This is a genomic window from Mycobacterium sp. (assembly GCF_032159565.1).
Lineage (GTDB): Bacteria > Actinomycetota > Actinomycetes > Mycobacteriales > Mycobacteriaceae > Mycobacterium.
On record NZ_JAVHWR010000069.1, the window covers coordinates 1 to 25455 of the forward strand.

The 25455-nt window shown below is 66.7% G+C and carries 24 protein-coding genes and 1 pseudogene; 17 read left to right on the plus strand and 8 right to left on the minus strand.

Annotated features, from left to right (window positions below):
- The first annotated feature begins 195 nt into the window (after positions 1 to 195).
- Positions 196 to 1208 (plus strand): annotated as a pseudogene (locus QOC76_RS08010) (hypothetical protein).
- Between the two features lie 49 nt (positions 1209 to 1257).
- On the opposite strand, the gene QOC76_RS08015 reads toward QOC76_RS08010, so the two are convergent.
- Positions 1258 to 2454, minus strand: coding sequence for a multidrug effflux MFS transporter (locus tag QOC76_RS08015; RefSeq protein ID WP_526355977.1), 1197 nt, complete (start codon positions 2452 to 2454; stop codon positions 1258 to 1260).
- A 375-nt stretch (positions 2455 to 2829) separates the two neighbouring features.
- Between QOC76_RS08015 and QOC76_RS08020 the strand changes: the two genes are divergently transcribed.
- Complete coding sequence (locus QOC76_RS08020; protein WP_526355979.1) at positions 2830 to 3171, plus strand: hypothetical protein; 342 nt, start codon at positions 2830 to 2832, stop codon at positions 3169 to 3171.
- Between the two features lie 59 nt (positions 3172 to 3230).
- On the opposite strand, the gene QOC76_RS08025 is transcribed toward QOC76_RS08020, so the two are convergent.
- Complete coding sequence (locus QOC76_RS08025; protein ID WP_526355981.1) at positions 3231 to 4256, minus strand: fused (3R)-hydroxyacyl-ACP dehydratase subunits HadA/HadB; 1026 nt, start codon at positions 4254 to 4256, stop codon at positions 3231 to 3233.
- Between the two features lie 111 nt (positions 4257 to 4367).
- Positions 4368 to 5369, minus strand: a complete 1002-nt coding sequence (locus QOC76_RS08030; RefSeq protein WP_526355983.1) for a glycoside hydrolase family 6 protein — start codon at positions 5367 to 5369, stop codon at positions 4368 to 4370.
- Positions 5370 to 5479: 110 nt separating this feature from the next.
- Between QOC76_RS08030 and QOC76_RS08035 the strand changes: the two genes are divergently transcribed.
- The 3 genes from QOC76_RS08035 to QOC76_RS08045 are packed head-to-tail and all read left to right on the plus strand — an operon-like array spanning position 5480 to position 8684.
- Entirely contained in the window at positions 5480 to 6682 is a 1203-nt protein-coding gene (locus QOC76_RS08035) for a metallophosphoesterase (RefSeq protein ID WP_526355985.1), read from the plus strand.
- Between the two features lie 43 nt (positions 6683 to 6725).
- Positions 6726 to 7586 carry an alpha/beta fold hydrolase gene (locus QOC76_RS08040; RefSeq protein WP_526355987.1) on the plus strand — a complete coding sequence of 287 codons (861 nt, stop codon included), beginning with the start codon at positions 6726 to 6728 and terminating at the stop codon, positions 7584 to 7586.
- A gap of 60 nt (positions 7587 to 7646) precedes the next feature.
- Positions 7647 to 8684, plus strand: coding sequence for a S1C family serine protease (locus QOC76_RS08045; protein WP_526355989.1), 1038 nt, complete (start codon positions 7647 to 7649; stop codon positions 8682 to 8684).
- On the opposite strand, the gene QOC76_RS08050 is transcribed toward QOC76_RS08045, so the two are convergent.
- The gene (locus QOC76_RS08050) at positions 8618 to 10660 is read right to left on the minus strand and encodes an MFS transporter (RefSeq protein WP_526355991.1); all 2043 of its coding nucleotides are present in this window, start codon (positions 10658 to 10660) and stop codon (positions 8618 to 8620) included. The two genes, QOC76_RS08045 and QOC76_RS08050, sit on opposite strands and share 67 nt — an antisense overlap.
- A gap of 276 nt (positions 10661 to 10936) precedes the next feature.
- On the opposite strand from QOC76_RS08050, the gene QOC76_RS08055 reads away from it, so the two are divergent.
- From QOC76_RS08055 to QOC76_RS08090, 8 genes are all read left to right on the plus strand, one after another.
- Positions 10937 to 11797 (plus strand): transglutaminase-like domain-containing protein, encoded by an 861-nt coding sequence (locus tag QOC76_RS08055; RefSeq protein WP_526355993.1) that lies wholly within the window; start codon positions 10937 to 10939, stop codon positions 11795 to 11797.
- 398 nt (positions 11798 to 12195) lie between these two features.
- The gene (locus QOC76_RS08060; RefSeq protein WP_526356144.1) at positions 12196 to 12528 is read left to right on the plus strand and encodes a hypothetical protein; all 333 of its coding nucleotides are present in this window, start codon (positions 12196 to 12198) and stop codon (positions 12526 to 12528) included.
- A gap of 191 nt (positions 12529 to 12719) precedes the next feature.
- Positions 12720 to 13460: an STAS domain-containing protein gene (locus tag QOC76_RS08065; RefSeq protein WP_526355995.1), complete on the plus strand. Its 741-nt coding sequence runs from the start codon at positions 12720 to 12722 to the stop codon at positions 13458 to 13460.
- A gap of 176 nt (positions 13461 to 13636) precedes the next feature.
- Positions 13637 to 14044, plus strand: coding sequence for a YciI family protein (locus tag QOC76_RS08070; RefSeq protein WP_526355997.1), 408 nt, complete (start codon positions 13637 to 13639; stop codon positions 14042 to 14044).
- Positions 14044 to 15219: an RNA polymerase sigma factor gene (locus tag QOC76_RS08075; protein WP_526356146.1), complete on the plus strand. Its 1176-nt coding sequence runs from the start codon at positions 14044 to 14046 to the stop codon at positions 15217 to 15219. The genes QOC76_RS08070 and QOC76_RS08075 overlap by 1 nt, the downstream gene beginning before the upstream one ends.
- 67 nt (positions 15220 to 15286) lie before the next feature.
- A complete protein-coding gene (locus QOC76_RS08080; RefSeq protein ID WP_526355999.1) occupies positions 15287 to 15511 on the plus strand; it encodes a hypothetical protein in 225 nt (74 codons plus the stop codon).
- A 10-nt stretch (positions 15512 to 15521) separates the two neighbouring features.
- Positions 15522 to 16145, plus strand: coding sequence for a TenA family protein (locus QOC76_RS08085; RefSeq protein ID WP_526356001.1), 624 nt, complete (start codon positions 15522 to 15524; stop codon positions 16143 to 16145).
- A 172-nt stretch (positions 16146 to 16317) separates the two neighbouring features.
- Complete coding sequence (locus QOC76_RS08090) at positions 16318 to 16812, plus strand: hypothetical protein (RefSeq protein ID WP_526356003.1); 495 nt, start codon at positions 16318 to 16320, stop codon at positions 16810 to 16812.
- A 33-nt stretch (positions 16813 to 16845) separates the two neighbouring features.
- Here QOC76_RS08090 and QOC76_RS08095 read toward each other — a convergent pair whose 3' ends face one another.
- The gene (locus tag QOC76_RS08095) at positions 16846 to 18147 is read right to left on the minus strand and encodes an alpha/beta hydrolase (RefSeq protein ID WP_526356005.1); all 1302 of its coding nucleotides are present in this window, start codon (positions 18145 to 18147) and stop codon (positions 16846 to 16848) included.
- Between the two features lie 18 nt (positions 18148 to 18165).
- On the minus strand, positions 18166 to 18723 hold the full coding sequence (locus QOC76_RS08100) for a type 1 glutamine amidotransferase domain-containing protein (protein ID WP_526356007.1): 558 nt from the start codon (positions 18721 to 18723) through the stop codon (positions 18166 to 18168).
- An 82-nt stretch (positions 18724 to 18805) separates the two neighbouring features.
- On the opposite strand from QOC76_RS08100, the gene QOC76_RS08105 reads away from it, so the two are divergent.
- Together QOC76_RS08105 and QOC76_RS08110 are read left to right on the plus strand one after the other, a co-directional pair.
- On the plus strand, positions 18806 to 19525 hold the full coding sequence (locus QOC76_RS08105; RefSeq protein ID WP_526356009.1) for an NUDIX hydrolase: 720 nt from the start codon (positions 18806 to 18808) through the stop codon (positions 19523 to 19525).
- 86 nt (positions 19526 to 19611) lie between these two features.
- Entirely contained in the window at positions 19612 to 19800 is a 189-nt protein-coding gene (locus QOC76_RS08110; RefSeq protein ID WP_526356011.1) for a hypothetical protein, read from the plus strand.
- 15 nt (positions 19801 to 19815) lie between these two features.
- Here QOC76_RS08110 and helR read toward each other — a convergent pair whose 3' ends face one another.
- On the minus strand, positions 19816 to 22008 hold the full coding sequence (gene helR / locus QOC76_RS08115; protein ID WP_526356013.1) for an RNA polymerase recycling motor ATPase HelR: 2193 nt from the start codon (positions 22006 to 22008) through the stop codon (positions 19816 to 19818).
- Between the two features lie 228 nt (positions 22009 to 22236).
- Here helR and QOC76_RS08120 point away from each other — a divergent pair, with 228 nt between their 5' ends.
- Positions 22237 to 23412 carry an acyl-CoA dehydrogenase family protein gene (locus QOC76_RS08120; RefSeq protein ID WP_526356015.1) on the plus strand — a complete coding sequence of 392 codons (1176 nt, stop codon included), beginning with the start codon at positions 22237 to 22239 and terminating at the stop codon, positions 23410 to 23412.
- 7 nt (positions 23413 to 23419) lie between these two features.
- A complete protein-coding gene (locus QOC76_RS08125) occupies positions 23420 to 24526 on the plus strand; it encodes an acyl-CoA dehydrogenase family protein (RefSeq protein WP_526356017.1) in 1107 nt (368 codons plus the stop codon).
- A gap of 4 nt (positions 24527 to 24530) precedes the next feature.
- Here the strand turns inward: QOC76_RS08125 and QOC76_RS08130 are convergent, their stop codons facing one another.
- Positions 24531 to 25448: a ribonuclease Z gene (locus QOC76_RS08130; RefSeq protein ID WP_526356019.1), complete on the minus strand. Its 918-nt coding sequence runs from the start codon at positions 25446 to 25448 to the stop codon at positions 24531 to 24533.
- Positions 25449 to 25455: the final 7 nt, after the last annotated feature.

Sequence of the window (25455 nt, forward strand, 5' to 3'; positions counted from 1 at the left end):
TGCGACCTCAGCGTGGTCGATACCCGGTTCAACCTGCACGCCGCGACCCGCGCCTGGCGCTTCCTCAATCCGGTTGACTAACCACACATTAACCACCCACCCCCACCCCCACCCACCCACAAAAACCGGACTGCAGGGACGTTTCGCGGTTCGGGGGACGGGTATGCGGGGACCAATGACAGGCGCCCCTGATCAATCTTGCTAGTCGCCGATCCCGGTGTTCCGGTGGCGATCGCGGAACGTCTCTCTGATTCCCTCCCGAGTGTGCTCGCGGAAGGTGCTGCCGCGAACGGCAAGTGGGACGTGACTGTGCGACGCCACTCCTATCCGTTCGATGAGCATGCCGAGGTCGTAGAGGTGGTGCGCACCGTTGACCCCGCCGCCGAGGTTGAGGACATCGTTATCTACCTAACCGATCTGCCACGGCGTCTCGGGACGACGCCGGTGATCGCTGACATCAGCTTGCATGACCGGTTCGGCCTGATCTCCGTCCCCGGAGTGGGTGGCATGTTCATCGATCGCCGGGTGAGGAACCTGGCGCGGACTGTCGTGGCCGAGGTGACACGCCCTTCCGGGAAGCCAAACCGGTCCGTGAAACGGCTGACGCGGACAGAGGAGGACGACGTTGTCCGCTACGTCGCGCCGTCGGCCCTGTCACGGCTGCAGCTTCTGACGGGCATGGTGTACGCCAACCGGCCGTGGCGATTGGTTGCCGGTATGTCGAAGGTGATGATGGCGGCGTTCGCCACTGGGGCGGTAAGCCTTGCGTATCCGACGATTTGGCAGTTGTCCGCCACTATGGGCCCCTTGCGCTTGAGCGCGGCGACGATTCTGGCGAGCGCAGCGATGATCGCGTGGCTCATCGTTGACCACAAGTTGTGGGAACGGCCTCGGTCGGCCGGCGCACGTGACCGCGCGGTGTTGTACAACGCATCCACTGTCATCACCCTGACAATCGGCGTCGCCATTTTCACACCGGGCTGTTCATTCTGCTGCTGCTGGCCGCTTGGTGGACGCTTCCGCCGCAGATGGTCGCTCAGAACATCGGTCATCCCGTCGGATCCCCTACCTTGTTGACGATGGCGTGGTTGGTGGCGGCAGTCGCGACGTTGGGCGGCGCCCTGGGGTCGGGGATGGAGGACGACGACGCGGTCAAGGCGGCCGCATACGGGGCTCGGCAACGCCAGCGATTCGACAACTCGGACTGACGCACGCCCCCGGCGGTGAGTCGCCGCCGAACCTCGAAGCGTTGCGCGGCTATGACGACGCAGCCGACGCCCGCTTCACCGTGGTCATCAGTACCGCCACCAGCCCGACGGCTGCCGCGACGTAGAACCAGCCCAGGGGTGCCTGAGACCGCTCGGGCAGCCATGCCATCAGCGCCATGGCCACCGCGATCGATCCGTAGCAGAACGTGCTGATCAATCCGGTGATCAAACCGATGTTGCGGGAGAACACGCCCATCGCAAGGCCCTTGGTCAACGGGTCGAGGACACCGATGCTGAGCAGTGCCACCGCGGCGCCGACGGTGATCGTCAGTGCGGACAGCCCGACGAACTGCGCGGAGGCAAGCATGATCACACCGGCCAGCGCCAGCACCGCGGCTCCGCCTATGGCCAACCGCCGCGTAGTGGTCCGCTGGGCCAATGCGCCACACGTCGCCGCACCGAAGAAGTTGGCGGCGCCCACGCCGAGTGCGATGAAACCGTATGTGGCAGCGGAGAATCCGAGTCCAACCTGATACAAGAAGGGGCCGACGACACCGAATACCGTCTGCGCCGCCGCGACCAAACCGAACATCAGCGCGAACGCGACGAAGGCGCGGTGCCGCAGCGCCTCACCCAGAACGCCCGCCGCTGCGCGCAGATCAACTCGTGAACGACGTTCTGGCTTGAGGGTTTCCGGCAACAGGACGGCCACCAGGATTGCGACCGTTGCAGTCAAGGCCGTCAGCACCAGGAAAACCAGTCGCCACGAACCGAACTGCGATATGAAACCGCCGATGGCCGGCGCCACCACCGGAGCCGATCCCCACGCAGCGCCGAGCAAGCCCAGAACCGAAACCAGTTTGGCGTCGCGAAAACAGTCCGCGGCCACGGTGGCGGCTATCAGCAGACATGTCCCCGCGCCGAGGCCTTGCAGGAAACGCAGCCCGATCATCATCGGTAGGTTGATGGCCAGCGCGCAGCCGATACTCGTCAGTGTCATCAACCCAAGTCCGGCCAACAGCACGCGCTTGCGCCCGATTGCATCTGCGATCAGTCCGGCGGGCAGCACCACCAGCGCCATGCCCACTACGTAGGCAGTGACGGTGTTCTGAACAAAGGTGTTTGACGCCGCGAAATGCTCGGCGATCCTGGGCAGCGCGGGCGTGTAGATGTCGAAGGCCACCTGCTCCAGGGGACTGACCAGAACCAGGACGCCGATGATGCGCCGGGCCGCGGCAGCGCCCATCTGGGGGCTGCTTCGAAATGGCCTGGAGAGCAGTGAGATTGGCATCGGGTGCTCCGTCTTCGGTTGGCACCTGCGGTGGTGCGACTTCGCAATTACGGACGTCGAGCTATCGTGTCGTGCTTGTGCGCACTAGCCGCGCAAGCAGCGATAAGCGGCCTTGTGCGCATTGTGCTTATGCCGCGCACGGCCGGCCGGCACGCCTGGCGGCGCAGCCGAATTTTGACCGATCCGTCAAACGGGAAGCTTCGGACGAAGTTGCTAGCAGAATGCTCAATCGGGTACGTGTCCGCGGCGTGCCTGCGACTATCGGTGGTGACAGTTCGACGAATGGCGGGCGGCCGAGTTGCTGGTTCGGGCCAGATCGAGGAGCGACAGATGAGTTGGCTGATTGCGTCGGGAATCCGCTGCACATTGACAACGACAGCTGTGTCCGCAGCCTTTATCGGGGTGGCCGCGATCGATGCGACCGCCCTGGCGAACGCAACGCCCGCCGGGGAAGGCCTGCGCGGCGTACCCGTGCCTCTCGCCGTCCAGGATGATCCGGCATGCGAGATGTTGGGGTGGCGGCATCCGCTTTGCGCTGGAGGCGCGTTCGACTCGCCGCCAGACGATGGGATACCGGGAGACAACGCGGCGGTAGGTGGGATACCGGCACCGGCGATGGTGCCGAACGTCGACGGCACGCTCAGCCCTCCCGGCACGCCTGGGGCCATCTAGTCGCAGAGCATCCGCAACTGCATGTCGTCATGCGTGTGCGTCACCAGGAAGCGGTCAGGTCAGCGGAAGCGGACGTCCAACGTCGCCAGGCCGAATATCTTGCGGCCATTGGACTTCGCGCCGACCAGGACGACACCCGTGCGTAAGTCCGGGTCCAGCGACTTGATCCGGCCGCTGAACTCGATGTCCGCGCCCTCGGTGGAAGAGACGATCGCGGGTGCCGACAGCCGCACCGCGTAGCGGGAAACCGCACCGGGGTCGCCCAACCATGCCGAGGCGAATCCGGCACCCAAACCCATGGTGAGCATTCCGTGGGCGATCACGTCGGGCAGCCCTGCCAGCTTGGCGATGTCCTCGTCCCAGTGAATGGGGTTGGCGTCACCGGCGACGCCGGCATAGTTCACCAGGTCGCCGCGGGACAACCGGGCGTGGTGCACGGCCAGCTGGGCGCCGACCGTCACGTCATCGAAGGACGGCGTCCCCGGCGTACGGGTCGAGCCTCCGTCGGCCAGCCGAACCTCGCCCTCGGGGCGCACCGTCTTGTGATACTCGGATTCGCCGATTCCGAAGATGTCCACGTCGTGCATCATCATCTTCTGCACGGCCGTCTTGATCGCCGGATCGACATCCTCGGCGGTGAGGCCCACGACGGTGGTGTGCAGGGTGTGCACCCGCTCGCCGGCCGTGTCGGTGAAGGTGTTGGTCACGGTGATCAGGTCTCGACCGGCGATCCTGCGCACCGACGACAGTTCGACGTCGATGTGCAGTTCGTCGCCGGCCACGATCGGGCGGTGCTGCTCGAAAACTTCCTCGGTCTGCATATAGGTGTCGTAGCCGACGACCACCTGTTCGAACATGCGGCGATTGCAGGTCATGCCAGGGGTCGACGTGAACGTCAGCGGCGCCACCAGGTCTGAATATCCCAGCTCCGCGGCGGCGGCGACGTCCCAGTGCGCGGGGTGATAGTCCTGCACCGCACGGGCGTACTCGCGTACCTTCTCGCGCCCGACAAGGTAGGTGCCGTCCATCTGGTAGTAGTGGCCGACCCGCGCCTCGAGCGCCGACGCTTCTGCTGGTGCGGTCATCAATTCACTCAACTCTTCTATCGGCTTGTTCGCTGAGGCCGACCAAAGCACACTAACGCGCGGCCGCCGCAGCCGAAGACGCCGATACGCTTCGCGGTTGGTAGGACGTCCCTAGCGACCGGCGTTGCGGGCCAGGTCGATGGCGAACTGGCTCACGAAGCGCCCCGCGCCGGGCTCGCCGCTTCCGCACGAGCCGTCGGACTCACCGGGACGCTTGACCCACAAATAGGCGTCGGCATGAGGACCCGCGGTGTCCGTCGTCGGAGGGCTACCAAGGGCCCGTCCGCTCGGATTGCACCAGTACATCTCGCCGTCCGCCGGGCCTGCGCCGTTGCGCGAGGTGTCGATCACGTAATGCGCACCGTTGGTGAGGCCCGAAATCGCTTCGCCGTAACCGATTTCCTCGTCCGTGGTGAAGAAGTTGGAGGTGTTGAGGCTGAAGCCCCGTGCCTTGCCCACACCGACATCGTTGAGCCTTGCGGCCATGTCCTCGGCGCTCACCCAGCGCGAGTGCCCACCGTCGATGTACACGGCGGTGGCCGGATTGCGGGTGAGCGTGTCGACGGCGTAGCGCATCAGATCGAAGCGTTGCTGACGTTGATCTGCCGACAGGCAGTCGGCCATTGCGAGCGCATCGGGTTCCAGGATGATCGTCGCCGGCCCAGCGCCCACGGCGGACGCGACGCCGTCGATCCACCCCTTGTAGGCGTCGCCGGACCCGAAGCCGCCCGCGGCGAAGCTGCCGCAGTCGCGATGAGGGATTCCGTAGAGCGCCAGAATCGGCATGGTGCCTGCGGCCTGCGCATCGGCGATGTACTTCGCGTCGACAGCGGGAGTGGACGCCTGGTCCATCCAGTACGCAGTCGGTGTGTCGGCGATGGCTGTCAGCTGGGGATCGGGCGGATCGACGCCGGCCGCGGCGGTCCTGGCCTTGGACGCGGGATTGACGTAGAAGGGCATTCCGGCCAACGGGTTCGCGTCATCGGCAAGGCGCACCGTCGGGGCGGCACCGACCTGCAGCGGGTCGGCGGTCAAACCCATGCTGACGACGGCGGCCACCGCCAGGCACGGAAAGATCCATCGCGCGACTGCGCCGGCTGCTGAGGAAACCACCCCGAAAACATAGTGCAGCGGCAAGCTCAACGCGCGCTCGGCCGGTGCTCCACTGCGCGGCGTCGGTAACGTCGTCTATGGCACTGAGCCCGCAAGAAGATCGAGGCGCGATGACAGAAACCCCGGCAGATGTAGTCGAATCCGTCGGCCCGCCGCGACGGCGCCGGCGGCGTTGGCGGCGCATGGCAGTCGTGCTCGCCGTCATGCTTGTGCTGTTCGGCGTGCCGTGGTGGACGCTGCTCGCATCGGGGCAGGCCTGGCCGACGGCCGTCTTCGTCACCGGCACGCTGCTCTTCACGGCGGCCTTCGTCGCGATGCCGTGGTTGATGATGCTCGGTCACGGCCGTAGGCACCTCGACTGGGCCGCAGCGACCGGAGACGTACTGCTCGGCGCGGCCTGGGTGCTGTTCGTGTGGTCGGTGCTGGGCCAGGTCCTGCGAATCGTGTTGCTCATCGCCGGTGTCGCGGATCCGGCACGCTCGCGGGTGGTCGCAGCTGCGGTCGTGGCCGTGGTGGCCGTGCTCCTGGTGTGGGGCTATGCCGAAGCGATGCGGGTGCCGCGGGTCAAGACGATCGATGTGGCCATCGCCCGACTCGGTCGCGGGCTCGACGGCCTGCGCGTCGCGGTGATCACCGACACGCACTACGGACCGATCGATCGCGCACGGTGGTCGGCAGCCGTGGTGGCGCGGGTGAACGCACTAGAAGCCGATGTCGTGTGCCACGTCGGCGACATCGCGGACGGGACGATCGACGTCCGGGAGGCGCAAGCGAGCCCGCTGGCCGCGGTGGACGCGACGAAGGCCCGCGTGTATGTGACCGGCAACCACGAGTATTTCAGCGAGGCGCAGGGCTGGCTGGATTACATGGAGGGCATCGGCTGGACCGCCCTGCACAACCGGCACCTCATCCTGGAGAGCGGCGGCGACCGGCTCGTGGTGGCCGGGGTGGACGACGCCACTGCGAAGGCGTCGGGTGTTCGCGGACACGGTGCGAATCTCGAGGCTGCCCTTGCGGGAGCCGACTCCACGCTGCCGGTTCTTCTCCTCGCGCATCAACCAAAGCAGGTCGCGCTCGCGGCGGACCAGGGCATCGACCTCCAAATCTCGGGGCACACTCACGGTGGCCAGATCTGGCCCTTCAACTTTCTCGTTCGATTGGAGCAACCGGTCGTGCACGGTCTGAGTCGACACGGCGACCGCACACAGCTGTACACCAGCCGCGGCACAGGCTTCTGGGGCCCGCCGTTTCGGGTGTTCGCGCCCAGTGAGATCACTTTGCTGACCCTTCGCCGAAGCGTAGGCGCCGGGTGAAGTTACCCGCCGGTAGAATGGCGTCGGGAGAACGGAGGCGTTCGTGATCGAACACAAGTCCATCGACATCCACGGCGAACAACTGGCCTACTACGACGAGGGTCAAGGCGAGGCCCTCCTGCTGGTCCACGGTATGGCGGGAAGCTCTCAGACCTGGCGGGAGATCCTGCCTCGGCTCGCCAAGAATTACCGGGTGATCGCGCCCGACCTGTTGGGCCACGGTCAATCCGCCAAACCGAGGACCGACTATTCGCTCGGGGCGTTCGCGGTCGGCTTACGCGACCTGCTCGACGAACTCGAGGTGGACTCGGCGACGGTCGTCGGCCACTCTCTCGGCGGCGGAATCGCGATGCAGTTCCTCTACCAACATCCCGACTACTGCCGTCGGCTCATCCTCATCAGCAGTGGCGGGTTGGGCCAGGACGTCGGCTGGATCCTGCGCTTGCTCTCCGCGCCGGGAGCCGAGCTGGTGATGCCGATGATCGCGCCGAAACTCGTTCTGCGCGCTGGCGATTCGGTGAAATCATGGTTGTCGTCGATGGGGTTGCGCTCACCGCGCGGCGCCGAAATCTGGAACGCGTATTCGTCGTTCTCCGACGCCCAGACACGCGAATCGTTCCTGCGCACACTGCGCTCGGTCGTCGATTACCGCGGGCAGTCGGTCAGCGCCTTGAACCGATTGCAGCTCCGGGCCGATCTGCCCACATTGGCGATCTGGGGCGAGGACGACAACATCATCCCGGTCGATCACGCGTACGCGGCGTTGGAGGCGCGGCCGGACTGCCGCCTCGAGGTGCTGCCGGGCGTTGGTCATTTCGCACACGTAGAAGCCCCCACGCAGGTTGTCGATCTCATCGACGAATTCATGGCCGAGACCAGCGCAACGGTTCCTCACAGCGGCTGAACCCGCGTGACGCACCGGCGGCGACGTTAGAACGCCTATTTGGGGGGTATGGAGCGCAACATGAAGAACCTCGCCGCCGCTCGTAGCCGCCACCCGTCAAGGTCGATCCTCGTCGCGCTACTGGGCGTACTCGCCGCTGCCGTGCTGAGTATCTCCACACCACACGCGTCGGCGCTACCAGTACTGACCGCTGACACCGCCGGTGTCGAGCCGGCTGTCGTGCGCATCGACACCAAACTCGACTTCCAGAGCGCAGTCGGCGCAGGCACGGGCGTGGTTTTGAGCCCCGACGGCATCGTGCTGACCAACAATCACGTCATCCGCGGCGCCAACGACATCACTGCGACGAACGTCGGCAACGGTCAGACGTATCCGGTGGACGTGCTCGGCTACGACCGCAAGAGCGACATCGCCGTCCTGCAGCTGAGGGGCGCGCAGAACCTTCCCGTCGTCCCCACTGCCGACTCGACGGGTCTACAGGTCGGTGACGCGGTGACCGCCGTCGGGTTCCCGGAGGGCGCAGGCTTGACTCGCGCGCCGGGCACCGTCAGGGCGCTGAACCAAAGCATCGTCGCCAACGACGATCTCACCGGCAGCAGCGAGGAGCTGTCCGATCTGGTCGACTTCGCCGCGGACATCCGGCCAGGAGACTCCGGCGGCCCGTTGGTCGATGCCGGCGGGCGAGTCGTCGGTATCGTCACCGCCGCTTCGCAGAACTATCGGATGGAGAGCACCGGCGGTTTCGCCATTCCGCTCAACCGCGCCTTGTCGCTCGTCGACGCCGTCCGCTCGGGCAACCCCTCCGGCTCCGTTCACATCGGCCCGACGGGGATCTTGGGCGTCGCGATCAGAAGCGGTCGCAACGGTGCGGGTGTCCCCGTTGAAGGTGTGCTGCGTGGGTCGGCCGCCGACCAGGCAGGCTTGAGGGGCGGCGACGTCATCACCGCCATCGACGACACCACGATCACCGACGGCACCGTACTCACCGACGTCCTCGACGGACACCACCCCGGTGATGTCGTGACGCTGACTTACGTTGACCGCGCGGGCAATCCGCGCAATGTGCCCGTGACGCTCTCTGCCGGCCCTCCGAACTGAGCGGACGGCGCCCGGCACGGCTGCTCGGGGATGAGCAGGACGGGAATGTCGGTGTGCGTTACGACGGCTGCCGCAACGCTGCCCTGCAGGTGGCCGAGCAGGCCGCTACGGCGGTGAGGTCCGAGCACGATCATGCTGGCGGCGTTCTCGTCGGCGGCCCTGACGATGCCCTTCCACGTCGGCGCCGCTTCGATCGCCATGCTGCGGGACCGAAAGCCGGCCCGAGCCGCGAGGTCGGCGCCGCAGGCCGCGGTCCGCTCGGCGGCGCGACGGACGTCCGTGGCCTGGTCTGCGTCGAAATGCGTTGTGTCGCTTGGCGTGAACCCGACATCGACCGTCTGCCATACGCACACGACGAGGGCATCTCGATAGGGCGCCAGCTGCGCGGCGGCCATCCGTATCGCACACGCGGCGAGTTCGGTTCCGTCGTAGGCCAACAGCACCGGCCCGCGTGCTGACGCCGGTCGGAAAGCGGCGTCTGCCGACGCGGTGACCGGCGTCGGTTTCGTCACAGGAATCGAGGTCGGCAGGTTCCGCAGCCTGGCCAGCAGCGGCGGTGAGTACCAGGCAGGCGATTCGCCGTCGAGGAACTCATCCAGATCGGGTGTCTGCGGGCGAGCACCGCTCAGCGCGTACACCGCGACACCGAAGACCGCGCCGCCGACGGCCAGACCGAAACCGATCCACAGCGTGATACCCGTGCCCGCATTGAGGTCACCCGGCAACGCGTCCGCGATATGGGCGAGGATCGGCGCGACCATGAACGCGGCCACCGCGCGGAGCAGCTCGATGATCGCGAAAACGCGCTGCAGGCTTGCGGATTGCAGCGAGAAACCTGCCACGAACAACGCAGGGGCGACCGTTGCGCCCAGCGCGAGACCGGTCAGCCCGGCGCCGAGCAGCGCCAGGGGCTGGTTGGCGGGCAGCGCCAACCGGTACACCAGGATGCCGGCCGCCAACAGGGCCATGCCGACAAGCGGGAGGTAGTGCATCGCGCGCCGTGAGATCACGAACCCGAAGACGACGGCCATCACAATGGCGCCGCCGAGTTCAGGCAAGTAGAGAAGCCCGACCCGGACGGGGTTGTAGGTCTGCAACAGCACGTTGGCCGTCAGGGCGGTGGCCGCCACCGACGCAGCCGCGGCGAACAGTGCCACTCCGACACCGGCGACCGGGATTGCGCTCGTCAGCATCGTGCGGATGGTCAGAAGCGGACGGCGGGCACGGAACTGATAGACGATCAGCACCACGATGAGGATCAGGCCGCCGAGCATCGGCAGTGTCGCCGCGGCGTCACCGAAGCTGTGGCTGGTGAGCTGCGCGGCGCCGATGAACGCGGCTGTGCAGCCGACGGTCGCCAACGCGATGGCGGGCAGGTCGCGCGGAGCGTCGAGATCGGCGGGCGGTGCGTCGTCGAAGGTCAATGCCGCCAGAATCAGAGCCACCAGCGCGATGCCCGCCACGATCCAGAACAGCGGCCGCCAGGCGTGCGCCTCCGCCTGCGCGCCGCCTATGAATGGCCCGAGTGCGACAGCTCCGAAGACGCACATGTTCATGATGACGGCGGTATTGCGGAGCTTGTCCCTCGGAAAGCCGATCGTCAGAGGCGGCGCGGCCGCGATCAGAAGCATGCTCGTGGCCAACCCCTGCAGAACGTGTCCGCCGACGAACATCGCGCCGTTGGCCGCGGCGGCGGCAAGTACCGACCCGACGACGAGCAGCACCGCGTAGAGAACCAGCATCCTTCGCTGCGGGAGGTGTTGAGCGAACTGGACCGCGAGCACGGTGCCCACCGCATAGGCCGCGTTGCCCAATCCCGAGCTCAGACTCATCGTCTGAGCGCTGATGTGCAGCTGAGACGAGATGATCGGCACCAGCGGATCCATCGCGGCCGACAACGCCAGGTAGGGAATCAGAGCGAAAGTGACCATGGCGGCCACTGCCGGATACCGTCCGGCCAGAGGGCCTTGGCGCATCAGGCGTGCTCGACGGTCTGGCTGTGGTTTGTCGCGCGGCGACGGGCAGAATCGAGGCAGACGGTTAGCGGGATCGCGGCAGGCACGTGTCCCGGGAACAGGTTCATAGATGGTCCTATTCCCATCGACGGGCCAAATCCTTGATTGTCAGCAAGCTGACAGCGACGGAGCGACTTCCGCCGGCCCCGATTAGGCTGGGCATGTCATCGCCAACGGCTCAGCAGGACTGCCGTCACGACCTGTGGTGACGTCGTCCTTCAATGAAAGTGGTTCGGCATGGCTCTGTGGCAGCGCGAGAAGGGTACCTCCGTCGAGGTCGGTACCGTGCAGACGTTCAAGCGCGATGTCGGGGCGGAGATGGAGATAGCGGTCACGGAGCCGAGCACTCTCGAGTTCCAGATCGCGCTTGCGTCGCAGCCCGGGACGCAGACGATCGAGTCGCTCGAATTCCGTTGCAACGGCGGACAAGTGGATGCGCAGGAGATCATCGGCGAGCATGGCACGCGCATCCACCGCTTCGCCGCCTCTGTCGGCACGGTCACGGCGTCCTACCAAGCCACGGTCCTGGGTCGAGCCGAACCGGCGGCCGTCCGCGATCTTGACATGTCCACCTACCTGCGGCCGAGCCGATATGCCGAGGCGGACAAGTTCTTCGGCTTTGCCTCCACCGAGTTCGGTCAGTACGCCGATTCGGTGACGATCCTGGAGATGGTGTCGTCGTGGGTCGGCACGCGCCTGCACTATGTGCCCGGGTCCAGTGACCCGATCGACGGGGCGGCCGACACATTGCTCGCCGGATCCGGGGTGTGCCGCGACTATGCGCACCTAGTCATCGCGGTGCTGCGCGCGATCAACGTCCCGGCACGGATGGTCGCGGTCTACGCACCGGGCTGCGAGCCGATGGATTTCCACGCCGTGGCGGAGGCCTTCGTCGAGGGAGCGTGGCATGTGGTGGACGCCACGTGTCTGGCACCGAGACAGTCAATGGTCCGCATCGCCACCGGACGCGATGCCGCCGACACCGCCTTCCTGGACAACCACAAAGGTTCGATCACGCTCAATCACATGGAGGTGCGCGCCGTCGTCGACGGTGATCTCCCCCGCGATTCCGTCAATGAGCTGGTGGAGCTGAACTAGCGGCTGTACCCGGCGCAGAGTGCTTCGCCACTCTCGGCGAAGACGTGCGTCGACGACGTAGTAGCAGCACGGCTCCCATCGCAACCGTCGCGACGACGCCAATCCAAATCGCCGCCTGAAGTGCGGTCAGCGTCAGCTCGGCGCGCACAATCAGCCGCCGAGCCTGCCCAGTTTTCGAGACCACCGTGCGCAACGCGCGGGTCATCGTGCCCGATCGATCCATCGTCCACCTCTCGGTTGTCTCCAGCGTGGGTGACGCATACCCCGTCCGACGCCGGGTTTAGCGAGGCACCACGACGGCTATTGCTCTCCCTTCGAACGTGTCCGATTGGAGAGAACGAGTGAGCACCGACGATGCGAGCGGCACCACGGCCAACGACCTCGGCGGCGCTGAGGACATGCTGAGCCCGATGGAGGCAACCGATTCTGACGAGGTGCACAACGACGACGGCGACGAGGTGGTCGACCCGCCCGAGGGCTGGAGCGGGGTAACCAGGATCGGCATGTCGACCGGCGAGGACCGAGTCGGCGAGACGCTCGACGGCCGACTTGCCCAAGAAGTGCCCGACGTGACCCCGGACGACGTCGATCCGCGAGACGCCGATGAGCCGGCTGACCGGGACGAAGCGGTTCTGGGCTCCGATGCCGCGGCCGACGATCCGGGCGTCCACCGCGGCCAGATCGACGGTGCGCCCGAGGACGGCGAATCGCTGTTCCCGGTGGTCGAATAGGTCGCAGCGGCGCCCTCCGCGCCGGTTGATCGTGAAGAGCCTTGCTCGATCTTGACTTTCGCGATGGGCGAAGGGCGCCGACCGGGTATCGCCGTCACACTGGAAGCCAGGGGCGGGGGCCATCGGCTTGGCGCCGTCGTGTACCCGGCGGCCGAACGCCGGTGTTTCGACGGAACAGGACGGTCATTGCCATGGGTGCGGCACAGCGGATCCTGGTGCGAGAGGCGACCCAAGACGGGGTGACCGTCTTGATCGTCGATGGCGTGCTGGACAGCAGCACCTACCTCGAGTTGCGGGATCGTATCGTGAAAGCCGCCTTGGACGAGACTCTCGCGGTCATCGTCAACATCAGCGCCTTGCGAGTGCCTGCACCGTCGGCGTACGCAGTTTTCACAAGTGCGCGTTGGCAGGTCAGCCGTTGGCCCGACGTTCCTGTGCTGCTGGTGTGCGGGCATTCCACCGGCCGGACAGCCCTGCGCCGCCAGGGAATCACCCGCTACGTCCCAGTCCACGACAGTCTCGACGCCGCCCTCGCCGCACTCGACGACGTCGGGTATTGGGCGCGTCGGCGTCGATCCGTCGAATTGGCTCCCGGGCCCGGATCGGTCGTGCTCGCTGGTGAACTCGTCACGGAATGGCTGTGGGACTGGGGACACAGCGACAAGATCGCTACCGCCAAGGTCATCGTCATCGAACTCGTGAAGAACGTCTACGCGCACACGGACAGCACGGCGGAGCTCCGGGTGGAGGCCAACGGTTCCTCGGTCACCGTCGCGGTTTCCGACGGCAGCGGCCGATTGGCGACCAGGATCGAAAGCACCTACGAGACGTTCCGGCTGTCGGGTCTGCACTTTGTGGCTGCGCTGGCGAACACATGGGGATGTACGCCGAGCACTGGCGGCAAGACGGTATGGGCGACCATCGCCCGCTAGGCCCTGCCTGACTTACCCGTCCGGGCTGTCGTCGTGCCCGGCGGCTGATGGTCGTGAGGCAGCGAGCCGATGCAAAATCCTGGGCCGCGATGTCGAGATCGTGATGACGGCTCCGTCTTATGGATGAGCGACCAACTAGGGTCGCAGGTCCTAGGGACCAGAACGGAGAAGAACCTATGGCGAAGTATCTGCTGCTCAAGCATTACCGGGGCGCCCCTGCGGCGGTCAACGATGTGCCGATGGCCCAGTGGGCACCCGAGGAAATCGAGGCGCACATCAAGTACATGAACGACTTCGCGGCTCGTCTTGAGGGCACCGGAGAGTACGTCGACAGCCAGGCGTTGGCGCCCGACGGTGCGTGGGTCCGTTACGACGGCGAAGGCAGGCCGCCCGTGACCGACGGCCCGTTCGCCGAGACCAAGGACCTGATCGCGGGCTGGATGATCCTCGACGTCGACTCCTACGAGCGTGCCGTCGAGCTGGCCGGCGAGTTGTCCGCGGCGCCCGGCGCAGGCGGGAAGCCGATCCACGAGTGGCTCGAGGTACGGCCGTTCCTCACCGCTTCGCCAACCGTCACCGAGTGATGGCGGCCGCTGCGGTGGACGAGCAGCAGCTCCGGGACCTGATCCCAGGCGTGCTGGCGGCCCTCGTCCACCGCGGGGCGGACTTCGCCACCGCCGAGGACGCGGTCCAGGAAGCTTTGGTGCGGGCCGTGGAAACGTGGCCCGCGCAGCGTCCCGAGGATCCCAGGGGCTGGCTCATCACCGCGGCGTGGCGGCGCTTCGTCGATCTCACCCGCTCCGACATCGCGAGGCACCGCCGCGAGACGCTGGTGTCCGACGAGCCGGCGCCCGGACCGACCGCTGCGGTGGACGACACGCTGTCGTTGTATTTCCTGTGCGCGCACCCGAGCCTCACTCGGGCGTCGGCCGTCGCTTTGACGCTGCGGGCCGTCGGCGGCCTCACCACCCGCCAGATCGCACAGGCCTACCTCGTACCGGAAGCCACGATGGCTCAACGGATCAGCCGGGCCAAACGCACCGTGAGCGCCGTCCGGCTGGACCGTCCCGGAAATCTGGGCACGGTGCTTCGCGTGCTGTACCTCGTTTTCAACGAGGGGTACAGCGGTGATGTCGATCTCGCCGCGGAAGCGATCCGGCTCGCCCGGCAGCTGGTGCTGATCAGCGACGATCCGGAGGTTGCCGGCGTACTCGCGCTATTTCTGCTGCACCACGCGAGGCGTTCCGCGCGAACGCGTTCAGACGGCAGCCTGGTGCCACTGGCCGAGCAGGACCGCGGCGTCTGGAGGCGTGACTTGGTCGCCGAGGGCGTGGCAGTGCTGCAGGCCGCGCTCGCACGCGACCGGCTCGGGGAGTACCAGGCGCAGGCAGCGATCGCCGCCCTGCACGCCGACGCGCAGACCGCAGCGGAAACCGACTGGGTGCAGATCGTCGAGTGGTACGACGAGCTCGTCCGGCTCACCGACAGCCCGGTCGTGCGGCTCAACCGCGCGGTCGCCGTCGGCGAAGCGGATGGCCCGCAGGCGGGTCTCGCCGCGCTCGCCGACCTGGACCCGACGCTGCCGCGGTACACCGCCTCGGCCGCGTATCTCCATGCGCGGGCCGGCGACGCCGCGGTGGCGGCAGATCTCTATGCCGCAGCGGCCGCGCAGGCGCAGAACATCGCCGAACGCAACCACCTCACGCTACGAGCCGCCACTCTTCGGCAACGGCTGTCGCCCTCCCAGGACGGTCAGTGACCTGCAGCGTTATCGCCGGTGGACGAGTATTCGATAACGTACCGGGGCAATAGAGGAGGTACGTCCCATGACGTCGAATACCGAGCGCGGGGAGGTGTCCCAGCTCGCTGCGCAGGCCGGCTGGCGGCACAGGGACGCCGAACGCAGCGATTACTACCTGCGCCGACCGGAACGCGTTCACATCGTCTGGCAGGGAAACCGCGCCATCAGCGGGGGCGCGTTGTACCGGGACAACATCCTGATGTCCATCTCCAGGGAACTGGACACGGTCAAGGGCTGGTTGAACCGCTGATCGGTCCGACATGATGCTGTCCGCCCAGCTGTGGTCGGACAACGCCGATGTGGCTTCCGAAGTACTCGGGAATCCGTTCGTCCGCGGTATCAGTGATGGTTCGCTGCCGCGCGAACTCTTCGCAGGTTATATCGCACAGGACGCCTTCTTCCTCGAATCCTTCGCCCGCGCATACGCTTTGGCGCTTGCCCGCAGCTCGGACACGGCAACGCTGCTGACCCTGGCCGATCTCCTCGGCGGTGTCCGTCAGGAGCTCGCACTGCACGCCTCGTACGCCGGCTCGTGGGGCATCGACATGGCGGGCGTCACGCCGCGGCCCGCGACCCTGGCCTACACCGAGTTTCTGCTCGCCACCGCATCGACTCAGGATCTGGGCGTGATCTACGCAGCCATGACGCCGTGTATGCGGCTGTACGCGTGGCTGGGAGCGTCGTTGGACGCCGTCAAGGCCGGGCCGTACGCGCAATGGGTGCAGACGTACGCCGATCCGGGGTTCGAGGAAACGGCGGCTTCTTTGGAACGGTTGCTCGATGACCAAGCCGACGACACCTCGGCCGTGCGGACCGCCTACCGGCGGGCCATGCGCCTCGAGCTGGAGTTCTTTGAAGCATCGTTCGCGCCCGTCGCCGAGTAGGACTCGAAGAACTGCCGTAGCTCAACGAGGCGCTTACGATGCCTGCCATGGGGCCGTGGTTGAGGCGTCGTCGCAACCGTCGTGACCCGCATCGCCTCAGGACAAGCGCATGAATGAGCTGCGGTTGCACTACTCGGATGTGGACGGCGTCCTCACTGGGATCGTCCTGCCCGTGTTCGTCGGCGCCTTCGCGGTCGCCGGAATGTGGTTCCTCTACAGCTTGGTGGTCCATCCTCCATCGACGGCGGTTGGCACAATCGTGGCCGGCGTCGTCCTGGTGCCCATCACCTGGCTGTTCAGCTGGCTCACCATCCGGGTGGCGGTCATCTCATGCCGAAGCGCCCGCGGCGTCTGGTGGCTGCGTCTGTCGATCAAAGGGTTTGAGGTCAACGACCGGATACTGGGGCGTCGCCGTCGGGCATGGCGCGACGTCGACCAATTCATGCTGGTCGCACCGTCGGACCATTTCGGTCACGTATCGACGCTTCAGGTCGGTTACAGTCTCGGGCCCGGGCATCGCCGATCGATTGCCCGCAGAATCTTTGCCAATTTTCGCGGCCGCGATGGCATGAGGGCCGACGGCATCGTGATGGGCTACTGGGATCGCCCCTTCGACGAGGCGGTGGACCTCATGAACGAATGGGCAGGGCGCTTCAAGGCATTGTGAGGTGCGGAGGCGTCCGCGAGCGCGTGTATGGCGTCAGCCGCGGGCACGCTCGCCGTCGTCCGCGTTCAGCCGGTCGGCCAGCCACGGGAGAGCCGTCGAGAACGCTGCGCCGGCGAAAGGCCAGTCGTGCCGTCCCGGCAGCGCCCTGACAGTGCAAGAGATCCCTCTCGACGCGCCGAGCCTGCATAGCCGGTGCGCCGCGGCAACGTCGCCGCCGGGCCCTGCGGCAGCTCCCTCGGGCACGATGAACAGTCCGGACATCCGCGAGTACGCACCATGACGGATGATGGCCGTTGCGGGGTCGAACGCCGAGAAGGCGTCTCGATCGCCGCCGAACAATCGCTGCACGGTCTGCGTGTCGGTACCCGCATTGGGTCGCTCGTCGCCGCCGATATCGACGAAGTTGTGGAACACATCGGGACGCATGACTGCCAAGTCGACGGCGCACGTGCCGCCGGACGAGAATCCCGCGACCGCCCACTGCGCTTCGTCGGCACTCACTCCGAGCAGCGAGATAGCATGTGGCACAACGTCTTCGGTGAGGTGATCCGCCGCATTCCCGCGGACGCCGTTGACGCATTCGGTGTCCGCCGTGAAGCTGCCGCTCGGGTCGACGAAGACGAGTACCGGTGCGCGGCCGCCGTGGGATCCGGCGAATGAATCCGCGATGCTCACCGCCTCACCGGCGCGTATCCAGTCGGCGGGCGTGTTGAATTCCCCGCCGATCATCATGACGGCAGGCATCGGCCCGGCAGAGGAGGAGAACCACGCGGGCGGGAGATAGGCCCACTCGGTGCGATGACGGAAACCCGATGCGGCGCTACCGGTTTCGATAGCGACCAGTCGACCCGTCGACGGGCGTTCGCCGCGTGCGCGCATGCCGTTGACGGTGGTGAGGCTCATCTGTCCGGGCAACGGCCGGTTCGTCAACTGGTTCCACGCGACGCCGACAGTGGGGAAGTAGCCGATCCACCCGTTGATGACCAGTCCGGTGCTCAACAAGGAGAAGGAGACGGCGAACACCGCGGCGTTGCGCCGCCCCCACCGCGACGTTCGCCAGCCGAGCACCAGAATGCCGACACCGAACCCGGTTATCGCGGTCCAAACCCACAACGGCTTCGGTGCCGGTTCGCCTGCGATGCCTGCGTTCTGGAGCATTAGATATGCGCCGATCATTGCGACGGCGCCGATCGCAATGGACGGCGGTACGGATGCGACCCGCCAACACCGCGTGCGCCACCCCGTGGCGAAGACAAGCGCGACGAGCGTCACCGACTGCACCGCGAACGGAAGCCAGCCGCCCATCAGGGACAGGTTGGTCGCCTGGGCGCTCATGCCGTGGCGAGTCTGCGATCAGGTGTGGGCAGGTGTGTTCGCGAAGTGGTCGGTGATGGCTTGACAGAAGGCGTCCAGGTCCTTCGGCGAGCGGCTGGTGATCAGGTTGCCGTCGATGCAGACCTGTTGGTCGACGACGGTCGCTCCTGCGTTGCGCAGATCCGTGCGGATGCTGGGATACGACGTCAGAGTCCGGTCCCGCACGACGTCGGCCTCGACAAGGGTCCACGGTCCGTGGCAGATCGCGGCGACCGGCTTGCCCGAGCGGACGAAATCGCGGACGAACGCGACCGCCGACTCGTCGAGTCTCAACTTGTCGGGGTTGACCGTTCCGCCGGGCAGCACCAGGGCGTCGTAGTCGTCGACCTTCGCATCGGCGACCACCCGGTCGACCGCGAAGTTGCCCGCCGGCTCGAGGTCGTGATTCCGCGCCTGGATTTCGCCGGGCTCGAGCGACAGCAATACGGCCGTCCCGCCCGCCTCCTGCACCACGGCGCGCGGCTTTTCGAGTTCGACTTTCTCGACGCCGTCCGCGGCGAGGAAAGCGATCTTGCGGCCTTGCAATTCACTGGGCATGAATGGTCCTCCTTGAACGCAGACAGGACTACCCGCGAAGGCGGGTTCGAAATCGCCTCGACCGCCTCGTTATGGTCGAGCGGTGACCATCCCGTACGACGACGCGCTGCGCGAGCGCATCCGGGCGCACCTGGCGGGTCACGAGCGACGCACCGTCGCCGATGCGACGAAGCGGCACGCGGCCGTTGCTGTGGTGCTGGTCGACTCCGATGCCGGCGACGACAGGGTCGACCCAGTGGATGTCGACGACTGGAACGTCGGACGCGAGATGGCCCTGGCCGGTCTGGACGGTCGGATGGTGAACGTCGCGGGAGGTGCGGCATTCCTATTGTGTCGCAGGGCAACTCGTTTGTCGGCGCATGCCGCGCAATGGGCACTGCCCGGCGGCCGCCTCGACAAGGGGGAAACGGTCGTCGACGCCGTGCTGCGCGAACTCGACGAAGAAGTCGGCATCAGGCTGTCGGATTCCGACGTCCTGGGTCTACTCGATGACTACCCCACCCGATCCGGATATGTCATCACCCCGGTGGTGATCTGGGGTGGCGGACGACTCGACCCGCGCCCATCGCCCGACGAGGTGGTGGCCGTCTACCGGGTCGGGCTGCATCAACTGCAACGCGACGACTCGCCGCGCTTCATCACGATTCCGGAGAGCCCGCGCCCGGTCGTGCAGATTCCGCTCGGGCACGACCTCATCCACGCGCCGACGGGTGCGGTCCTGCTGCAACTGCGATGGCTGGGGTTGGAGGGCCGTGATGACCCCGTGAACCAGCTGGAGCAGCCGGTCTTCGCCTGGAGGTAGCCGGAATAGGTTTCCCCGACCGCAGGTTTGCACATCTGGCAGCCGGGGAACTTCTACGTGAACGTTTTGTTCAGCGAGGTGGGTAGATGATGACCACACATGCCGCAGCCGCGAACGTGGTGTCGCTCGAAACGCATCGCACGTGGCGCTCATCCCGGCGACGGTCAGAGGAATTCATGGCCGCGATGCGTCGGCACCCGTCCTACCAAGGTGCGCTGCTCGAGTCCCGCGACAACCGCCGCGACGCCGTCGTGCTGAGTCTTCGCCGACACTGAAACCGTCGCGCAGCGTCAGCTTCGACCTTCGAGCCCGCTCAGCGCCGTCGGCAGAACGCCCGAATGCAGCACGCCGAGCCGTTGAGTAGCGCGGGTCAGCGCGACGTACAGCTCGGCCGCGCCGCGCGGGCCCTCGGCGAGGATCCGCTCCGGCTCGACCACAAGGACCGCGTCGAACTCCAGGCCCTTGGTTTCCGAGGGCGGCACCGCCCCGGGCACCCCCGGTGGACCGATCACGACACTGGTTCCTTCGCGACCGGACTCATACTCAACGAACTCTTCGATGGCAGAAGCTAATTCGATCTCGGTGACCCGCCGTGACCACGGGCGCACGCCCGTCGCGCGCACCGATTCCGGTGCCTGCACGGCCGGAGCGAACTCGGCGAGCAGATCGGCGGCGACCGACATGATCTCCGCGGGCGTTCGGTAGTTCACCGACAGCGACCGGTAAACCCAGCGGCCGGCTACATACGGCTCGAGCATCGCGTCCCACGACGTGGCCCCGGCGACCGAACGCCGCTGCGCGAGATCGCCGACCACCGTGAAGGACCGGCTCGGGCAGCGCCGCATCAGCACCCGCCAATCCATCGCGGACAGTTCCTGCGCCTCGTCGACCACGACGTGCCGGTAGGTCCAGTCCCGGTCGGCTGCGGCACGCTCCGCGAGTTCCCGGGTGTCGTGCTGGACGAAGCGATCCGCCAGGTCCTCGGCGTAGAGCATGTCCGTGGCCAGCAGGTGATCCTCGTCGTCCATCATGTCCTCGCGCTTGAGCATGGAGTCCAGCACATTGGCGGCGTAGCGCGCCTCGGCCTTCCGTTCCCGCTCTGCGGAGTCGTCTGCAGGCTTGTCGGGGCCCAGCAGGTCGACCAGTTCGTCGAGCAGAGCCACGTCCGACACCGTCCAGGCGTCGCCGTCGGCGCGGAACAATGCAGCGTCGGCACCCGCCGCCCGCAAGCGTTCGGGTGACGAATACAGCGATGCCAACAGTGATTCCGGCGTCAGGATCGGCCAGAGGCCGTCGATCGCAGCCGTGAAGGTGGCGTCATCGGAAAGTTCGTCGAGAAGCTTGGCTCGGAGGAGCTCCCATGCCTTGCGGTCCTCGCGGGTGAGCCAGCCGCGGCCGACGCGGGCTATCGCCCGCTCGCTGAGCACGTAGGTGATGATTTCCGTGAACACGGCGCGGGCCTCGTTGTGCGGGAGTCCGCTTGCGCGCGCCTCCTGGATCGCCCATTCGACGGTCTCGGCGTCGATGCGCAGGGTGACGTCTCCCATTTCGATCGATATCGGATGCTCAGGAAGCCGTTGCCGGTCGGCCACTGCCGCGGCGAGCACCTCGAGGATGTCCAACGAGCCCTTGGCCTGCGCGGCCGCCGGGGTGTCTTCGTCGGTCACCCGCAGACCGGGCATCAGATCCCCGGTGGTCATGAACACCACATCCGTTTCGCCGAGCGACGGCAGCACGCGCCCGATGTGGTGAAGGAACGCCGGGTTCGGCCCGACCACGAGCACGCCGTGGCCCTCGATGCGCTTGCGCTGGGTGTAGAGCAGGTAGGCGACGCGGTGCAGGGCCACCACGGTCTTCCCGGTGCCCGGGCCGCCCTCGATCACCAGGACGCCGGGATGGTCGAGCCGGATGATCTCGTCCTGCTCGGCCTGAATGGTTGCGACGATGTCGCGCATCCCCTCGCCGCGGGGCGCGTTGACCGCCGCGAGCAGGGCGGCGTCGCTGCCGCCTCCTGACCCGGTCCCGCTGGGCCTGCCGAGCTCTTCGTCGGTGAAGTCGATGACCCGCCGCCCGCGGGTGTGGAACTGGCGGCGGCGACGCATGCTCTCCGGGTTCGCGCCGGTGGCGGTGTAGAACGGCCGCGCCGCGGGCGCGCGCCAGTCGATCAGCAACGGCTCGTATTCGTTGTCCTTGTCGAAGAGGCCGATCCGGCCGATGTAGCACCGTTCACCCGAAATGGAGTCCAGCCGTCCGAAGCACAGCCCGTTGTCCGCGACGTCCAACCGACGCATCTCCGCGGCCAGGGCGCGGACTTCGGAATCCCGCTGCACGAGCGTCCCGCCGTCCTTGACGTCGATGGGTCCCCGCAACGCCGCGGCGTAGCTGTTCTTCACGCGTGCCCGCTCGCCGTCGAGTCGCGTGTAGAGCCCGTCCACGTAACTGCGCTCCGACTGAAGTTCGTCGTCGTACTGTCGATTCGTCACATGCCCCCATATGGTCCGAGTTCTTACCCTAGGCCTGGGCGCACGGCCGCAGGTCAGGGGACGATTGTCAGGCATCGCCGGGGTCTTGCCGCAAGCCCCGGGGTGCGATATAGATTGGTAGTGGAAGGGAGCGGGTTCCCCTTCCTTTTTCTTTGCCGCCACATAACCACGGTCCCAACGGGTACCTGGTGGGAGCAGCGGACGGCGCAACACAGAACGGGGTCGACAGTGAAGTTGGCGTTGAGTGACGAAGATGCCGCCTTCCGCGAGGAGTTGCGGCGGATCTACACCACCGAGGTCCCCGCCGACCTCAGGGAGCGGGCACAGGCCGGCGACCTGAAATATCCCGACGACTTGGTGGCCAGCCAGCGGATCCTCAACGAGCACGGGCTGGCCGTACCGAACTGGCCGGTCGAATGGGGCGGCAAAAGCTGGACGCCGCTGCAGCGCCAGATGTGGCTCGACGAGATGCAGTTGGCCGGCGTCCCCGAACCCCTGCCTTTCAACGCCAAGATGATAGGCCCCGTGATCGCCCAGTTCGGATCGCAGGAGCTCAAGGAGCGGTTCCTGCCGCCGACCGCGAACCTCGACATCTGGTGGTGTCAGGGCTTCTCCGAACCGGAGGCCGGTTCGGATCTGGCGTCGCTGCGCACCACCGCCGTGCGCGACGGCGACACCTACGTCGTCAACGGCCAGAAGACATGGACGACGCTCGGCCAGTACGCCGACTGGATCTTCCTGCTCGCGCGCACCGACCCGAACGCACCCAAGCGCCAGGCAGGCATCTCGTTTCTGCTGGCGAGGATGGACACCCCAGGAATCACCTTGCGACCCATCAAGCTGATCGACGGCAGCTACGAGGTCAACGAGGTCTTCTTCGAAGACGTGCGAGTGCCGGCCGATCAGCTGGTGGGCCAAGAGAACCAGGGCTGGACGTACGCGAAGTTCCTGCTCGGCAACGAGCGCACTGGCATCGCCCGCATCGGCAACACCAAGCTGTGGATGTCACAGGTCAAGGAACGAGCCGGCCAGGTGCGGGTCGACGGGGCGACGCTGCTCGACGATCCCCTGTTCGCCGCGCGGGTCGCCGAGATCGAGAACGGGCTGCTTGCCCTGGAGCTGACACAGATGCGGGTGAGCGGCTCCGAGGCCGACGGCAAGCCCAATCCGGCGTCGTCGATCCTCAAGCTGCGCGGCAGCCAGCTTCAGCAAGCGGCCACCGAGCTTCTCGTCGAGGTCGCCGGTCCGGACGCATTGCCGTTCGACACCGGAGATGGCGTCGACGCGCCCCGGTGGGCGCAGCACGCCGCCCCCCGCTACCTGAATTATCGGAAGACGTCGATCTACGGCGGCACCAACGAGATTCAGCGCAACATCATCGCGTCGACCATCCTGGGATTGTGAGCTGATCGTGGACTTCGACTTCACCGAGGAACAACAACTGCTGCGCGACGTCACCCGCGACGTGCTGACGCACAACTACGACATCACGCGATACAACGAGATCACCAGCGGTGAGCTCGGCTGGAGCCGCGAGGTGTGGAATCAGATCGCCGAGGTGGGCCTGCTCGGCCTGGGCTTCGACCCGACCGAGGCGGGCCAGATAGAGGTCATGGTCGTGATGACCGAGGTCGGCAGGCGGCTCGCGCCCGAACCGGTGGCGCAGGCTGCGCTCATCCCCGGCATTTTGATCGCCGAGGTGGGCACCGAGGAGCAGAAGAAGATTCTCGACGACGTGGCGACGGGCGCGACGCTGCTGGCCTTCGCCCACGACGAGCCGGGCGCGCGGGTGCCGAAAGGTGAACTGGACACCCGCGCGCAGCGAAGCGGTGACTCCTGGACGGTCAGCGGCCGGAAAAACCCTGTGCTGGCGGCTGATTCGGCCGACAAGGTGATCGTGACCGCCGCCCTTCCCGACGGTGGTGTCGGGCTGTTCCTGGTCGACGGCGATGCGACGACCAAGCATTCGTACCGCACCTTCGATGGCAGGCGCGGCGCGCAACTCGACTTCGACTCAACGCCTGCCGAGCCGTTGGGAACAGGCGGCGACGCCGCCGAACACGTCGCGCGCACCGTTATCCGGTACCAGTCGGCGCTGTGCGCCGAAGCCGTCGGCGCGATGGAGGAGGCCCTGCAGCTGACCACCGGATACCTCGGTGAACGCAAGCAGTTCGGTGTTCCGCTGAAGAATTTCCAGACCCTGACCCAGCGGGCGGCGGACATGTACGTGTCGTTGGAGCTCGCCCGCAGCATGAACTTCTATGCCGCCATGTCGATCGCCGACGGCAGGTTCGACCCGGTCGTCGCGGCACGCGCAAAGCTGCAGATCGGGCGGTCCGGACGGCACATCGCCCAGGAGGCCATCCAAATGCACGGCGGCATCGGAATGACGGCCGAGTATCCGGTCGGCCACTACGCCGCGCGACTCACGGCCATCGACAACACGTTTGGAACGGCCGACGACCAAGTGCGGGCACTCATCAAAGACATCGGCACGTACGGAACCGTGTCGCTCTAGCCGGCTATAACCGCTTGGGCACCGGTATGCGCATCAGGTCTTCGGCGACGACCAGATCCCCGGTGTACACCTCGCCGGCCTCGTCGCGGTAGCGCTGCCCGGCGTCGGTGTAGCGCTGCGAGAAGTGCGTGAGGACAAGTCGGCGCACCCCGCATTCCTGCGCCACCCGCGCTGCCTGGCGTGCGGTCAGATGCCCGTAGCGGGTTGCCAATTCGGCGTCAGCGTCGAGGAAGGTCGCCTCGATCACCAACAGGTCGACTCCGTCGGCCAAGGCGTAGACGGCGTCGCACAACCGGGTGTCCATGACAAAGGCGAATCGCTGGCCGCGCCGCGGCGCGCTGACGTCCGCCGACGCGATGACCCGGCCGCCGATGTCGACCGACCCCGCCCGCTGCAACTCGCCCACAGCGGGGCCGCTGACACCGAAGCGGCTCAACAACTCCGGCACGAAACGCCAGCCGTCCGGTTCGACGAGGCGATACCCGACCGCGTCGACGGGGTGATCCAGCCGCCGCGCCTCCAGGACGCCGAAGGCACCGGTCGCGACCGGTCCGTCTTCAGCTACCGGTTCCTCGTGCACATCGGCCCTGTCGTAGAAGATGCTGGCGTGCCGCAGGCGGGCGAAGAAGTCCTGTCCCGAGGCGGGGAAGTGCGCATGAACCGGATGCGCCACGCCGTCCAGTGACAAACGTTGCACCACTCCCGGCACGCCGAGGCAGTGATCACCGTGGAAGTGGGTGACGCACAACCGCGTCACCCTGCTCGCAGGCACACCGGCAAACAGCATCTGCCGCTGGGTGCCCTCGCCCGGGTCGAACAGCAGGCCCTCGCCGTCCCAGCGCAGCAGATACCCGTTGTGATTGCGGTATCTGGTCGGCACCTGACTGGAGGTGCCGAGCACGATCAGCTCACGCTCTGACACCCGTCGA